Origin of the sequence: Mycobacterium mantenii, assembly GCF_010731775.1 — a bacterium.
Taxonomy (GTDB): domain Bacteria; phylum Actinomycetota; class Actinomycetes; order Mycobacteriales; family Mycobacteriaceae; genus Mycobacterium; species Mycobacterium mantenii.
The window spans coordinates 936525-952480 of sequence record NZ_AP022590.1; the positions used below are offsets into that span (position 1 = coordinate 936525).

General features: G+C 70.9%; 3 protein-coding genes. All 3 read left to right on the top strand.

The window, feature by feature from the left end:
• The first annotated feature begins 64 nt into the window (after positions 1–64).
• From G6N50_RS04445 to G6N50_RS04455, 3 genes are read left to right on the top strand one after another with little or no spacing between them, the layout of a single operon-like run.
• Positions 65–6457, top strand: coding sequence for a type I polyketide synthase (locus G6N50_RS04445; RefSeq protein ID WP_083094049.1), 6393 nt, complete (start codon positions 65–67; stop codon positions 6455–6457).
• 19 nt (positions 6458–6476) lie between these two features.
• Complete coding sequence (locus tag G6N50_RS04450; RefSeq protein WP_372509972.1) at positions 6477–12839, top strand: SDR family NAD(P)-dependent oxidoreductase; 6363 nt, start codon at positions 6477–6479, stop codon at positions 12837–12839.
• 2 nt (positions 12840–12841) lie between these two features.
• On the top strand, positions 12842–15940 hold the full coding sequence (locus G6N50_RS04455; protein ID WP_083094047.1) for a type I polyketide synthase: 3099 nt from the start codon (positions 12842–12844) through the stop codon (positions 15938–15940).
• Positions 15941–15956: the final 16 nt, after the last annotated feature.

Here is a 15956-nt window from a genome sequence, read left to right on the forward strand (position 1 = left end):
TTTTTGGGCTTGAATTTTGCGGAAGCGGAAGTAGCGCTGTGAGTAACACGAGAGGCCGCGTTCGATGAACGGCAACACAGAAGAGCTGATCAACGCTCTTCGCCAATCCCTGAAGGAAAACGAGCGGCTCAAGCGCGAGAACCGCCAGTACCTTGCCGCGGCGACCGAACCGGTGGCGGTGGTCGGCATGGGCTGCCGCTACCCGGGCGGTGTGAACTCGCCAGAGGCGTTGTGGCAGATGGTGGTTGACGGCCGCGATGTGGTCTCGGAGTTTCCCGCGGACCGCGGCTGGGACCTGACGGGTCTGTTCGACGCGGATCCCGACGCGGTGGGCAAGTCGTACGCGCGGTGCGGCGGGTTCCTCTCGGATGTCGCCGATTTCGACGCCGCGTTTTTCGGGATCGCCCCCAGCGAGGCGCTGGCGATGGACCCGCAGCAGCGCTTGCTGCTCGAGGTGTCCTGGGAGGCGTTGGAGCGGGCCGGGATTGACCCCGCCACCCTGCGCGGCTCGCCGACCGGTGTGTTCGCCGGGATATTCCACGGCTCCTACGGGGGGCAGGGCCGGGTGCCGGGACACCTGGAGCGATACGGCCTGCGCGGCTCGACGCTCAGCGTGGCCTCGGGCCGGGTGGCCTATTCGCTGGGTTTCGAGGGCCCGGCCGTCTCGGTGGACACGGCGTGTTCGTCGTCGTTGGTGGCCCTGCACCTGGCGGCGCAGTCGTTGCGGTCCGGCGAGTGCGATCTGGCGCTGGCCGGCGGCGTGACGGTGATGGCCACGCCGGCGATGTTCATCGAGTTCAGCCGGCAGCGCGCGCTGGCCGCCGACGGTCGGTGCAAGGCTTACGCGGGCGCCGCCGACGGCACCGGGTTCTCCGAAGGCGTCGGGGTATTGGTGCTGGAACGGCTGGCCGATGCCCGGCGGCACAGGCATCCCGTGCTCGCGGTGGTGCGCGGGTCCGCGGTGAATCAGGACGGCGCGTCCAACGGGCTGGCGACGCCCAACGGGCCGTCGCAGCAACGGGTGATCCGGGCGGCGCTGGCCAACGCGCGGCTGGGCACGGCCGACGTCGATCTGGTCGAAGGGCACGGGACGGGCACCATGCTCGGCGATCCCATTGAGGCCCAAGCGGTTTTGGCGACCTACGGGCAGGACCGGCCGGCGGATCGGCCGCTGTGGCTGGGCTCGATCAAATCGAACATGGGTCATACCTCGGCCGCCGCGGGGGTGGGCGGGGTGATCAAGATGGTGCAGGCGGTCCGCCACGGGGTGATGCCCAAGACGCTGCACGTGGATGAGCCGACGCCGCACGTGGATTGGTCGGCCGGCGCGGTTTCGCTGCTGACCGACCAGCGGCCCTGGCCGGCGGTGGACCGGCCGCGTCGCGCGGGTGTCTCGTCGTTCGGCATCAGCGGCACCAACGCGCACGTCATCGTGGAGCAGTACTCCCCGGAGCCGGAAACCGCCTCGCGCCCAGGTGATGACGTGGTGGTGCCGTGGGTGCTCTCGGCCCGCTCGGGGCCGGCGCTGGCGAACCAGGCGGCGCGGCTGCTGGCCCGCGTGAAGGCCGATCCGGGCGTGCGAGTGCTGGACGTGGGCTGGTCGCTGGTCTCGACGCGGTCGCGCTTCGAGCACCGGGCGGTGGTCGTCGGCGCCGACGGCGCGCAGTTGTTGCGGGGACTGGCGGCGCTGGCGGCCGGTGAGCAGGGCGCGGGCCTGGTGGTGGGCCGGGCACAACCGGTGGGCAAGACGGTGTTCGTGTTTCCCGGCCAGGGCTCGCAATGGGCCGGCATGGGCGCCCAATTGCTGGACAGTTCAACGGTGTTCGCCGATAACCTGCAACGCTGCGAAAAGGCGCTCGCCGAATTCGTCGACTGGTCGCTGATCGACGTCATCCGCGGTGTGCCGGGGGCTCCCGGATTGGACCGGGTGGACGTGGTGCAGCCGGCGCTGTGGGCGGTGATGGTGTCGCTGGCCGAATTGTGGCGCTCGGTGGGCGTGCTGCCCGACGCGGTGATCGGTCATTCGCAGGGCGAAATCGCGGCGGCCTATGTGGCGGGGGCCCTGTCGCTGGAAGACGCCGCCCGGGTGGTCGCGCTGCGCAGCCGGCTGCTGGTGCGGTTGTCCGGCCGCGGCGGCATGGTCTCGTTGGCCTGCAGCCTGCCGCGCGCCGAGCAGCTCATCGCCGCCTGGGGCGAGCGACTGAATATCGCCACGGTCAACGGTGTTTCGGCGGTGGTGGTGTCCGGCGAGGTGGACGCGCTGGCGGAACTGATGCGACGGTGCGACGCCGACGGCATCCGGGCCCGCAGAATCGACGTCGACTACGCCTCGCATTCCGCGCAGGTAGACGCGATTCGCGAGCCCCTCGCCGACGCGCTGCACGGCCTGGCGCCGCGGTCGTCCGCGGTCGCCTTCTTCTCCACCGTCACCGGCGAGCCGATGGACACCACGGGGTTGAACGCCGACTACTGGTTCCAAAGCATTCGGCACACCGTGCAATTCGAGCGAGCGGTGCGCAGCGCGTGCGACGCGGGCTATCGGGTGTACATCGAATCGAGCCCGCATCCCGTGCTGATGGCCGCCATCGAAGAAACGATGCCCGACAGCGAGCACGCCTGCGTTATCCCGTCGCTGGGCCGCGACGACGGCGGCCTGGACCGGTTCTGGCTCTCGGCCGCCCAGGCCTACGTCGCGGGCGTGGCTGTGGACTGGCGCGCCGCGCTGGCCGCCCGCGGTGGCCGGCGCGTCGACCTGCCGACATACGGGTTTGTCCGGCAACACTTTTGGCTTCCGGTCGGGTCGACGGGATTGCACGATGTCGCCACGCTGGGGCTGGCCGGTGCCGAGCACGGTCTACTCGGTGCGGTGGTGCCGCGGCCCGACTCCGGTGGTGTGGTGCTGACCGGCCGGTTGTCGACGGCCGCCCACCCCTGGCTGGCCGATCATGCGGTGGGCGAGACGGTGTTGTTCCCGGCTGCGGGATTCGTCGAGTTGGCCATCCGCGCGGGCGATGAGGTCGGATGCGGGGTGCTCGAGGAGCTGACTGTGTCGGCTCCGTTGCTGCTGCCCGCGGGCGAGGCGGTGCGGGTGCAGCTGGTGGTCGGCGCACCCGATGAATCCGGACTCCGCCGGTTGTCGGTGTACTCGGCTGGCGGGCAGCAGGATTCGGAGTGGGTGTTGCATGCCGAGGGCCTGTTGCGGCCGGGCGCGGTGACACCGGCCGCGGACTTCTCGATCTGGCCGCCCGTCGGGGCGACCGCGGTCGACGTCACCGACGCTTACGTGCGGCTGGCGGAGCGGGGCTACGAATACGGCGGCGCCTTCCGGGGTCTGCGGGCGATGTGGCAGCGTGGGGACGAGATCTTCGCCGAAGTCGCCGTGCCCGACGACGCCGCCGCCCAGGACGGCGGATTCGGCATGCATCCGGTGCTGCTGGATGCCGCGCTGCACGCGATCGGCGTCGCCGCCGAGCACGATCAGACGGTCTTGCCGTTCTCCTGGCAAGGTGTGTCGCTGCACGCATCGGGTGCTTTGCGGGCGCGGGTGCGGATCGCGCCGGCCGGCCCCGGGGCGGTCTCGGTGGAATTGGCCGACGGGACCGGGCTGCCGGTGCTCTCGGTGCGATCGTTGGCCATGCGCCCGGTCGCGGCCGAACAGCTTGCGGCGGCCCCCGCACGGCGCTCTGTCGCCGAGGGATTGCTGGACGTGACGTGGTCGCCGATCGCGCTGGGCGACGGCAGCGCCGACGTCACGGTGTGGGAGCTGGGCGATCACGGCGGCGACGTGGTCAAGTCTGTGCACGCCGCGACCACCGAGACATTGGCGGTGCTGCAGTCCTGGTTGCGCGACGACAGCGCCGGGGTGCTGGCCGTGCAGACCCGGGGGGCGGTCGCCCTTGCGGGTGAAGACGTTGCGCACCTGGCGGGCGCGGCGGTGTGGGGCCTGGTGCGGTCGGCGCAGGCCGAGCATCCGGGCCGGATGGTGCTGATCGACTCCGACGGCTCCGTCGACGCCAACGCGGTCATCGATTGTGGCGAGCCGCAGGTGGTGATCCGTCAGGGTGTTGCTTATGCGGCGCGGCTGCGACCGGTGCGCACCGGCTCGGCGATCGAGTTGCCGCCGGCGGGCTGGCGGTTGGACGCCGGCGGTGAGGGCACGCTGGAGGATCTGGTCGTGAGCCCTTGCCCGCCAGCCGAATTGACCGCCGGGCAGGTGCGGGTGGCGGTCGCCGCGGTCGGGGTCAACTTCCGCGATGTCCTGGTGGCGCTGCGGATCTATCCCGGCGGGGGCCGGCTGGGCGCCGAGGGCTCCGGCGTGGTCGTCGAGGTGGGGCCCGACGTGACCGGCCTGGCCGTCGGCGACGCGGTGATGGGGTTGCTGGGCGTCGTCGGTTCCGAAGCGGTGGTGGATCAGCGGGCGGTGACACCGGTGCCGCCGGGGCTGTCGTTGGTTGCGGCCGCCGGCGTGCCGGTGGTGTTCCTGACGGCGCTGTACGGGCTGTCGGTGCTCGGTGGGGTGCGCGCCGGCGAGCGGGTCCTGGTGCACACCGCCACCGGCGGGGTGGGCATGGCCGCGGTGCAGCTGGCGCGGCACTGGGGCGCCGAGGTGTTCGTCACCGCCAGCCGCGGCAAGTGGGACATCCTGCGCGCGATGGGGTTCGACGACGACCACATCGGCGATTCGCGCACGACCGAGTTCGAGCCGAGATTCGCTGAGTTCATCGCGGCCACCGGCGGGGCCGGGTTCGACGTGGTGCTCAATTCCCTGGCCGGCGAGTTCACCGACGCGTCGTTACGGCTGCTGGCTCCCGGGGGTCGATTCATCGAGATGGGCAAGACCGACGTGCGCGATCCGGATGCCGTCGCCGAACAGTATCGGGGCGCCCGATATCAAGCGTTCGACCTGATGGAGGCCGGGGCCGACCGGACCGCGGCCATGCTGGCCGAGATCGTGGGGTTGTTGACGGACGGGGTCTTGAAACCGTTGCCGCTGAAGACCTTTGACGTCCGGTGCGCCTCGGCGGCCTATCGGTACGTCAGCCAGGCACGCCACATCGGCAAGGTCGCGCTGACCATCCCGTCGGGGCCCGGCGAGGTGCTCAGCGGGTGCGGCGGTGGGCTGGCGGGGTCCACGGTGGTGATCACCGGCGGCACCGGGATGGCGGGTTCGGCGCTGGCCCGCCATCTCGTCGACCGCTACCGGGTGGCGCACGTGGTGCTGGTCAGCCGGTCCGGCAACCAGGCCGCCGGGGTCGCCGACCTGGTGGCCGCGTTGCAAGAGGCCGGCGCGCAGGTGTCGGTGGTGGCCTGTGACGTCGCCGATCGCGAGGCGGCATCGGCGATGCTGGCCGAGGTACCGGCGCAGTACCCGCTGCGTGGAGTCGTCCACGCCGCGGGCATTCTCGACGACGGGTTGATCTCCTCGCTGACGCCGGATCGGGTGGACGCGGTATTGCGCGCCAAGGTCGACGGGGCCTGGAATCTGCACGAGCTGACCCGGCACCTGGATTTGTCTGCGTTCGTGGTGTTTTCGTCGATGGCCGGGATCGTGGGAACCCCGGGTCAGGCCAACTATGCGGCGGCCAACAGTTTCCTCGACGGGCTGGCCGCGGAGCGGCGCGCCCACGGGCTTCCCGGCCTGTCGCTGGCCTGGGGTCTGTGGGAACAGGCCTCGGCGATGACCGCGCACCTCGGGGATCGGGACAAGGCCCGGATGAGCAGGATCGGCCTGGCGCCGTTGTCCACCGCGCAGGCGCTGGCGGCGTTCGACGCCGCGATGCTGGTCGACAGCCCTGTGCTGGTGGCCGCCCGGGTGGACCGGGCCGCCTTGTCCGACAACATTGCCGCACTGCCGCCGCTGCTGCGCGAACTCGTGACCGGCCCGACGCGGCGCGTCATCGACGACACCGACGTCACGGTGTCGACCACCGGGCTGTCGGCGCGCCTGCACGGCCTGAGTCCCGAGGCGCGACAGCGCGAGCTGGTCGACCTGGTCTGCGGCAACGCGGCGATGGTGTTGGGCGTGCCCAATCCGGCGGACATCGACGCCGGCCGCGCATTCCAGGAGCTCGGCTTCGATTCGCTGACCGCGGTCGAACTGCGTAACCGGCTCAAAAATGCTACGGGACTTACCCTTTCGCCGACGCTGATCTTCGACTATCCGACGCCCACGGTGCTGGCCGCGCACCTGGATACCCAACTGACCGGTGCGTCCGGCGACGATCAGCAGCCGGACCTGATGGGGCGTGTCAACGACATCACCCGCGAACTGCAGGCCCTGCTCGGCGCGCCCAGCTGGAGTTCCGACGACAAATCGGTGCTGCGGGCCCGCATTCACCGCCTGCTCGCCGCCCTTCCGCCGGCCGACCTCACCGATTCCGAACACCTCGACGACGACCTCGAGGCCGCCAGCGAAAGCCAACTCTTTGCGATCCTCGATGACGAACTCGGCCGCTGACACCCCACAAGGAGCCACGATGCCGGGCACCACGCAGCACGTCGACTACCTGAAACGCCTCACGGCGGATCTGCGGCGGACCCGGCGGCGCGTCGCGGAGCTGGAGGGCCGGCTTTCCGAGCCGGTCGCGGTGGTGGGCATGGCGTGCCGCTACGCCGGTGGAGTCGAATCGCCGGAAGATCTGTGGAACTTGGTGATTGAGGGCCGCGACACGGTGTCGGACTTCCCGGCCGACCGCGGCTGGGACGTCGAGGGGCTGTACGACCCCGACCCCGACGCCAAGGGAAAGATGTACACCCGGCAGGGCAGCTTCCTGCAGCAGGCAGGTGACTTCGACGCCGGGTTCTTCGGCATCGGGCCCAGCGAGGCGCTGGCCATGGATCCCCAGCAGCGGATGATGCTGGAGATCTGCTGGGAAGCGTTGGAGCGGGCAGGCATTGACCCATTCGCGTTGCGCGGTTCGTCGACCGGCGTGTTCGCCGGGGTCATCCACGCCGGTTACGGCGGCGAGGTGAAGGGCGAGCTGGAGGGCTACGGGCTCACCGGTTCGACGCTGAGCGTGACTTCGGGCCGGGTGTCGTACGTGTTGGGGCTGGAAGGCCCGGCGGTGTCGGTGGACACCGCGTGCTCGTCCTCGCTGGTCTCCATGCATCTGGCCGCGCAGTCGTTGCGGTCCGGCGAATGCGATCTGGCGCTGGCCGGTGGCGTGACCGTCATGGCCACCCCCGCGGCGTTCGTCGAGTTCAGCCGCCAGCGTGCGCTGGCCCCCGATGGCCGCTGCAAGGTGTACGCCGGTGCGGCGGACGGGACTTCGTGGTCGGAGGGCGCGGGTGTCCTGGTGCTGGAGCGGCTGGCCGATGCCCGGCGGCTGGGCCACCCCGTCCTGGCGGTGCTGCGCGGTACGGCGGTGAATCAGGATGGCGCGTCGAACGGTTTGACCGCGCCCAACGGGCCGTCACAGCAGCGGGTCATCCGGGCGGCGCTGGCCAACGCCGGATTGACGGCCGCGGACGTGGACGTGGTCGAGGGCCATGGGACCGGAACGGTGCTCGGGGACCCCATCGAGGCGCAGGCGCTGTTGGCGACCTACGGGCAGGACCGCCCCGCGGACCGCCCGCTGTGGTTGGGATCGATCAAGTCCAACATCGGTCATACGTCGGCCGCGGCGGGGGTGGCCGGGGTGATCAAGATGGTGCAGGCGATTCGGCACGGGGTGATGCCCAAGACGCTGCACGTGGACGTGCCGTCGCCGCACGTGGATTGGTCGGCCGGCGCGGTAGCGTTGCTGACCGAGCCGCGGCCGTGGCCGGATCACGGCGGGATACGGCGGGCGGGCGTCTCGTCGTTCGGGATCAGCGGCACCAACGCGCACGTGATCGTGGAGCAGGCTCCCGCGCGAATCGAAAGCGAAGCCGAGCCGGCCCCGCCCGTGACCAATCCGGTTATCCCGTGGGTGGTTTCGGCTCGGTCGCCCGAGGCGTTGGCCGGTCAGGCGCAACGGCTGCTGGACCGGCTGAACGCCGACGCGGGGGTGCGGACGGTGGACGTGGGCTGGTCGCTGGCGACCACCCGGGCGGCCTTCGAGCATCGCGCGGTGCTGATCGGCGCCGACCGCGAGGCGCTGACGGCGGGGCTGGCCGGGCTGGCGTCGGGACGACCGGACCCCGCCGTGGTGGTCGGCCGGACCCGGTCGGCTGGCAAGCGGGTGTTCGTCTTCCCCGGCCAGGGCTCGCAGTCCCTCGGGATGGGCGCCGGAATGTACGAACGTTTTCCGGTGTTCGCCCGGACTTTCGATGAGGCCGTCGCCGCGGTGGACGCTCATTCCCGGCTGCCGTTGCGCGAGGTGATGTGGGGGACCGACGCGGAGTTGTTGCAGAGCACGGAGTTTGCCCAACCGGCGTTGTTCGTGCTGGAGATCGCGCTGGCCGCGTTGTGGCAGTCCTTCGGTGTGACACCGGATGTGGTGGTCGGCCATTCGGTGGGCGAGATCGCCGCGGCGTGCGTGGCCGGGGCGCTGTCGCTGCCCGACGCGGCGCGGCTGGTGGCGGCGCGGGGACGGTTGATGGCGGGGCTGCCGGCCGGGGGGGTAATGGTGGCGGTGACCGCGACCGAGGACGAGGTGGCTGGATTGCTGAACGGCTCCGTGAGCATCGCGGCGGTTAACGGGCCGCGATCGCTGGTGCTCTCCGGTGAGCGGGCCGCGGTGGCGGCGGTCGCGGACCGGCTGGCCGCCGGCGGTGCGCGGGTGCACTCGCTGGCGGTCTCGCACGCGTTTCACTCCCAGTTGATGGAGCCCATGCTGGACGACTTCGCGGCGGTGGCCGCCGACGTGTCGGCGGGTGAACCACGGATCGCCTTGGTGTCCAACCTGACCGGGCAACTCGCCGGCCCCGACTACGGAACGGCCGCTTACTGGGTGGATCATGTCCGCAAGCCGGTTCGATTCGTCGACGGTGTGCGGCTGGCCGAATCCTTGGGCGCCGGTGCGTTTTTGGAGGTGGGTCCGGGCGCGGCGTTGACGTCGGCGGTGGAGCAATCCCTGACGACCGACCGGGCGTCCTCAGTGGTGACGATGGCCAAGGGCCGGCCCGAAGTCGACTCGCTGCTGCGAGCGGCGGGGCAACTGTTCACGGCCGGCGCCGACGTGCGGTGGGCCGCGGCCTTCACCGTCTCTGACGCCCGACGGGTCGAGCTGCCCACGTATGCCTTTGTGCGACGCCGGTTCTGGCTGTCTGGCGATTCGGTGGGTTCGGCCAACATCGCCAGTCTGGGTCTGGCCGAGGCCGAGCATCCGCTGTTGGGCGCGGTGGTGGACCGGCCGGATTCCGGCGGTGTGGTGTTGACGGGCCGGGTGTCGCTGGCCGCTCAGCCCTGGCTGGCCGACCACGCGGTCGCTGGAACGGTGCTGTTTCCCGGGGCCGGCTTCGTGGAATTGGCGTTGCGGGCCGGCGACGAGGTCGGCTGCTCGGTGATCGAGGAATTGACGCTGTCGGCGCCACTGGTGGTTCCGACGGTGCCGCCGACCGGCGTGGTGCAGCTTCAGGTCGTGGTGGACGCGGCCGCCGAGACGGGTGGCCGGCCGGTCGCCGTGTATTCGCGCGCCGCGCAATCCGATTGGGTGTTACACGCCGAGGGCGTGCTGAGCGACGAGGCACCCGCACCGGCCGCCGACCTGTCGATGTGGCCGCCGCTGGGTGCGGATGTGGTGGACGTGACCGGCGCGTACGACGGCCTGGCGGGCCGGGGCTATGGGTACGGACCGGCCTTTCAGGGGTTGCGGGCCGTATGGCGGCGGGGGACCGAGACTTTCGCCGAGGTCGAACTCCCGCAGCCGGCCGGCGTCTCGACCGGTGGCTTCGGCATCCATCCGGTGGTCCTGGACGCGGCGCTGCACGCGCTGGGGGTGGCCGACGAGCGGATCGAGACCGTCCTGCCGTTCTCGTGGCAGGGCGTGAGCCTGTACGCGGCCGGCGCGTCACGGGTCCGGGTGAGGCTGGCGCCGGCCGGTGCCGACGCCGTGTCGGTCGAGCTGGCCGACTCGTCGGGGTTGCCGGTGCTGTCGGTGCGCGAGCTGGTGACGCGCGCGGTCTCGGCCGACCAGTTGACTGCGGCCGTGGCGGCCCGCTCCGGCAGCGGCGAGCTGCTCGACGTGGTGTGGTCGCCGGTCACGTTGGAGGGCAACGACATCGGCGAGAACGTCACCGTGTGGGAGTCACCGTCCGCGGATCCGGACGCGGTGATGTCGGTACGGACGGCGACCCACGAGGCGCTGGGTGTGCTGCAATCCTGGCTGACCGGTGCCGCGGGCGGGGTCCTGGTGGTGCTGACCCGCGGGTCGGCGGGTCTGGCCGGCGAAGACGTCGCGGACCTGGCCGGTGCGGCGGTGTGGGGATTGGTGCGTTCGGCGCAAGCCGAGCACCCGGGCCGGGTGGTGCTGGTCGATAGCGACGGAACGCTCGACGTCGCGACGGTGATCGGTTGTGGCGAGCCGCAATTGGTGGTGCGCGACGGGGTGGCCTACAGCCCGCGACTGAAACCGGCCGCCCAGCGACCCCTGCTGCGGCTGCCCGGCCCGCCGTCGGTGTGGCGGCTGGCCGCCGGTGACGCCGGAACGCTCGAGGACCTGACCGTGCAGGAGTGCCCTTCGGCGCCTCTGGAAGACGGTCAGGTGCGGGTGGCGGTGGCCGCGGCCGGGGTGAACTTCCGCGATGTGTTGGTGGCGCTGGGCATGTACCCGGGCGCCGCCCAGCTGGGCGCCGAGGGCGCGGGCATCGTGACCGAACTCGGCGCCGGCGTCACCGATGTGACCGTCGGGGATGCGGTCCTGGGGATCTTCGGCCTGGCCGGCTCCCAGGCGGCCGTCGATCGCCGCTTGGTGACCCGGGTTCCGCACGGCTGGTCGATGACCCAGGCCGCCGCCGTGCCGGTGGTGTTCCTGACGGCCTATTACGGGCTGTCCGTGCTGGCCGGATTGCGCGCCGGGCAGCGGGTGCTGGTGCACGCCGCCACCGGCGGCGTGGGCATGGCCGCGGTCCAGCTGGCCCGGCATTGGGGCGCGGAGGTTTTCGCCACGGCGAGCCGCGGAAAGTGGGACACGTTGCGCGCCATGGGGTTTGACGATGCGCACATCGCGGATTCCCGCACGCTGGACTTCGAGCAGAAATTCGCCGCCGGTGGCGTGGACGTGGTGCTCAACTCGCTGGCGGGGGAGTTCAACGACGCGTCGCTGCGGCTGCTGGGGCCCGGCGGTCGCTTCATCGAAATGGGCAAGACCGATCTGCGTGACCCGGATACCGTCGCGCGGACCCACCCCGGGGTGACGTATCGCGCGTTCGATCTGATGGAGGCCGGCCCCGACCGCATCGCCGAGATGTTGGCGGAGTTGATGCGGTTGTTCGCCGACGGGGTGCTGGCACCGTTGCCCGTCAAGGCATTTGACGCGCGCAGCGCGGCCGACGCTTACCGTTTCGTGAGCCAGGCGCGCCACATCGGCAAGGTCGTGCTGACCATGCCGGACGGGCCCGGCGGGCTGGCCGGCGGCACCGCGCTGATCACCGGCGGTACCGGCATGGCGGGTTCGGCGGTGGCGCGGCACCTCGTCGACCGCTATCGGGTGCCGCACGTGGTGCTGGTCAGCCGCAGCGGTGAACACGCCGACGGAATGGCCGAGCTGGCCGCGGAATTGCGTGGCGCGGGGGCATCGGTGGACGTGGCGGCCTGCGACGTCGGCGACCGGGACGCGGTCGCCGCGCTGCTGGCGCGCTACCCGGTGCGCTCGGTGTTCCACGCCGCGGGCGTGCTCGACGATGCGGTGATCGCGTCATTGACACCGGCGCGCATCGACGCGGTGTTGCGGGCCAAGGTCGACGGCGCCTGGAATCTGCACGAGCTGACCCGCGAGCTGGATCTGTCGGCGTTCATGATGTTTTCGTCGATGGCGGGAATCGTCGGAGCGCCGGGTCAGGGAAACTATGCGGCGGCCAACAGCTTCCTCGACGCGCTGGCAGCGCACCGCCACGCGCACGGACTGCCGGGACTGTCGGTGGCCTGGGGGATGTGGGAAGAGACCTCGACGATGACCCAACACCTGGGCGAGGCGGACAAGGCCAGGATGAGCCGGGCCGGGCTGAGCGCGTTGTCCACCCGCCAGGCGCTGGAACTGCTGGACGTCGCGTTGCTGACCGAGAACCCCATAGTGGTGGGCACCCGGCTGGACAGGGGAGCGCTGGCGCACCACAGCGCCACGCTGCCCCCGCTGCTGGGCCAGTTGGCCACCCGCCCGGCCCGCCGGGTCCTGGAGCACACCGACATGGTGTCCCTGACGGGCCTGCGGGCCCGGCTGGAGGGCATGACCGCCGAGCAGCGGCACGGCGAACTGGTGGAACTCGTCTGCAGCAACGCGGCCACGGTACTGGGCCACAGCACCGCCGACGTCAACACCGACGATGCGTTCGGCGACCTCGGGTTCGATTCGCTGACCGCCGTCGAACTGCGCAACCGGCTCAAAATCGCCACCGGGCTTACCCTTTCGCCCACGCTGATTTTCGACCACCCCACACCGGCCGCGCTTGCCGAACACCTCGGCACCCAGCTGGCCTCCAGCGCCTCCGTGCCGTCTGGCACCGCGGCCGCCGCGCCGTCCGATCGCCTGGCCCGCCTCGACGACATCGCCGCCGAACTGCAAGCACTGCTGAAGGCGCCCGATCTGGGTGCCGGCGACAAGGCGGCGATCCTCAGCCGGCTGGAAAGCCTGCTCAGCACGGTGACGGCGCCGGCGCCCGCCCCGTTCCTGGAACACCCCGACGATGCGTTCGACGACGACATCGCCACCGCCACCGACAGTCAGCTTTTCGCCATCCTCGACGACGAAGTCGGCCCCTGACCTTGCCATCGACAGACGTAGCGATCATCGGGCTGGCATGCAGGTTCCCCGCCGCGGCCGGCCCGGGCGCGTTCTGGCGCCTGATCGGCGACGGGCGTGAGGCAGCCCGGTTCTCCTTTCCGGACAGGGGTGAATTCGACGCCGACTTCTTCAACCTGTCCCCACGCGAGGCGTGCGCGATGGATCCCCGGCAGCGCCTGGCCCTCGAGCTGGCCTGGGAATTGCTCGAAGACGCCTTCGTGGTGCCGGAAACGCTGCGGGGAGAACGGGTCTCGGTGTACCTCGGGGCGATGACGGATGACTACGCGGCATTGACGCTGCGCGATCTCACCGAGAACCTGGACCACCACACCTTCACCGGGATCAGCCGGGCGATGATCGCCAACCGCATTTCGTACGCCTTCGGGCTGCACGGACCCAGCATGACCGTCGACTCCGGTCAGTCGTCCTCCCTGGCGGCGGTGCACCTCGGCTGCGAAAGCCTGCGCGCAGGGCAGTCGTCGCTGGCCGTCGCCGGCGGGGTACATCTCAACCTGGCCGACGAAATCGCAATGCTCGAACGCGAATTCGGCGCGGTATCGGTGTCGGGTCACACCTACGCGTTCGATCCGCGCGCCGACGGCTACGTGCGCGGTGAGGGCGGCGGCCTGGTGTTGTTGAAGCCGTTGCCGGCGGCGCTGGAAGACGGCGACCGCATCCGCGCGGTCATTCGCGGCGGCGCCGTGGGCAACGCCGGGCACAGCGCGACCGCCCAGACCGTGCCATCGGCTCGCGGGGAGGCGGACGTGATCCGGCGTGCGCTCGCCGAGGCGGGCCTCACGGGCGGCGACGTCGACTACATCGAGGCGCACGGCACCGGCACCAAGGTCGGCGACGAGATCGAAGCCCGGGCGCTGGGGGAGATTTTCGCAGGGCGCGCCCACGATCCGGTACGGGTGGGATCGGTGAAGACCAATATCGGCCATGCCGGCGGCGCCGCGGGAATCGCGGGCCTGCTCAAGGCCGTGCTGGCGATCGAACATGCCGAGATCCCGCCCAGCCTCAACTACACCGGCCCCGAGGTGGACACGAAAAACCCTGGGCTGCAGTTCAACACCACCCTGGCGCCGTGGCCGAGAGCAGATCATCCGCGGCGGGCCGGGGTGTCCTCGTTCGGAATGGGCGGCACCAACGCACACCTGATCATCGAGCAGCCGCCCGCCCGGTTGGCAACGGCGCCAACGCAATCGCCCGCCGACCCGAACGAGGCGGTCCCGTGGGTGCTGTCGGCCCGTTCCGCACAGGCGCTGGCCAACCAGGCGCAACGGTTGTCGGCCCACGTGGCCGACAACGACGGCGTCAGCACCCTCGATGTGGCCTGGTCGTTGGTCAGCACCCGCACGTGCTTCGAGCACCGCGCTGTGGTGGTGGGCGACGATCGTGCGGCGCTGGCAGCGGGTCTGGCGGCCATCGCGACGGGCGAGTCACGGCCCGGCGTTGCCGTGGACCGCGCGGCCTCGCTGGGCAAGACGGTCTTCGTGTTCCCGGGCCAGGGGTCGCAATCGTTGGGGATGGGCCGGCAACTGTATGACCGGTTCGACGCGTTCGCCCGGGCCTTCGATGACGCCGCCGCTGCCGTGGACGCTCATCTGCGGCTGCCGCTGCGCGAGGTGATGTGGGGTACGGACCCGGAGTTGTTGCGTAGCACCGAGTTTGCCCAACCCGCGCTGTTCGTGCTGGGCATCGCACTGGCGTCGTTGTGGCAGTCCTTCGGTGTGACACCGGATCTGGTGCTGGGGCACTCGGTGGGTGAGATCGCCGCGGCGTGCGTCGCCGGTGTGCTGTCGCTGGCGGATGCGTCGCGCGTGGTGGCGGCGCGCGGACGGTTGATGGCGGGGCTGCCGGCCGGCGGGGTGATGGTGGCGGTCGGCGCCGCCGAGGCCGAAGTGGCTCGGCTGCTGAACGACGGGGTGAGCATCGCGGCGGTCAACGGCCCCAACGCGGTGGTGCTTTCCGGCGCGCAGGCTCCGGTGGAGGCGCTGGCGGACCACCTGGCTCGCGCCGGTCGGCGCGTGCATCGGTTGGCGGTGTCACACGCGTTCCATTCGCCGCTGATGCGGCCCATGGTGGAAGAGCTTTCCGCCGCGGTCGCCGACATCGAGGTGGGCCAGGCGCGGATCGGGCTGGTGTCGAACGTGACCGGGCAGCTGGCCGGCGCCGGGTACGGGTCGGCGCAGTACTGGGCGGCGCATGTCCGTCAGCCGGTGCGCTTCTTCGAGGGCGTGCGCGCCGCCGAGGCGGCCGGCGCCGCGATCTTCGTGGAACTGGGCCCGGGTGCCGCGTTGACGGCGGCGGTGGACCAATCGTTGAGCGCCGAGCAGGCCATCTCGGTGCCCACCCTGGCCAAGGACCGCCCCGAGACCGACTCGGTGCTGGGCGCCGCCGGCCAATTGTTCACCCGCGGCCTCGACCTCGACTGGGCCGGCGTGTTCACCGGGCGGGACGCCCGGCGGGTCGAGTTGCCGACGTATGGCTTTGCGCGGCAGAGCTTTTGGCTGGGAGGCGGGGAAGCCGGGACGACGGGGGCGCCGCCCGCCACCGCCACTCGAACGCCCGACCTGGCGCACCGGCTGCACGGACTGACGCCCGACGACCAGCGCCGGGTGCTGCTCGATCTGGTCTGCGAACATGCGGCGGCGGTGTCGGGCCACCCCGGCGGCCACGCCATCGACCACGACCGCGCCTTCATCGATCTCGGGTTCGACTCGATGATCGGGGTCGAACTGCGCAACCGCCTCACCAGCTATACCGGACTGGCGTTGTCGCGAACGTTAATCTTCGACTACCCGACACCGGCCGCGCTGGCCGATCAGCTTCGCCGGCAGCTGCTCCATGACGAGCCCACCGAATCCGACGAGGAAGAAATCTGGTCGACCCTACGCAAGATTCCGGTGCGCGAGCTTCGAAGAACGGGATTGCTGGAAAAACTTTTATTGCTCGCCGGCGCCCCGGAAACGCCCGTCGCCGACGCAAATGCGGGCGGCGACGACATCGACTCGTTGAGCCCCGATGCGTTGATCGCAATGGCGCTAAGCTCGGCGGATGAGGAAGACACCGAATGATGAATTCCCCGCTGGC

What these genes read in the sequence shown, in the direction of transcription:
- G6N50_RS04445 (WP_083094049.1), top strand. Translation starts at nt 65, where the DNA reads ATGAACGGCAACACAGAAGAGCTGATCAACGCTCTTCGCCAATCCCTG.
- G6N50_RS04450 (WP_372509972.1), top strand. Translation starts at nt 6,477, where the DNA reads ATGCCGGGCACCACGCAGCACGTCGACTACCTGAAACGCCTCACGGCG.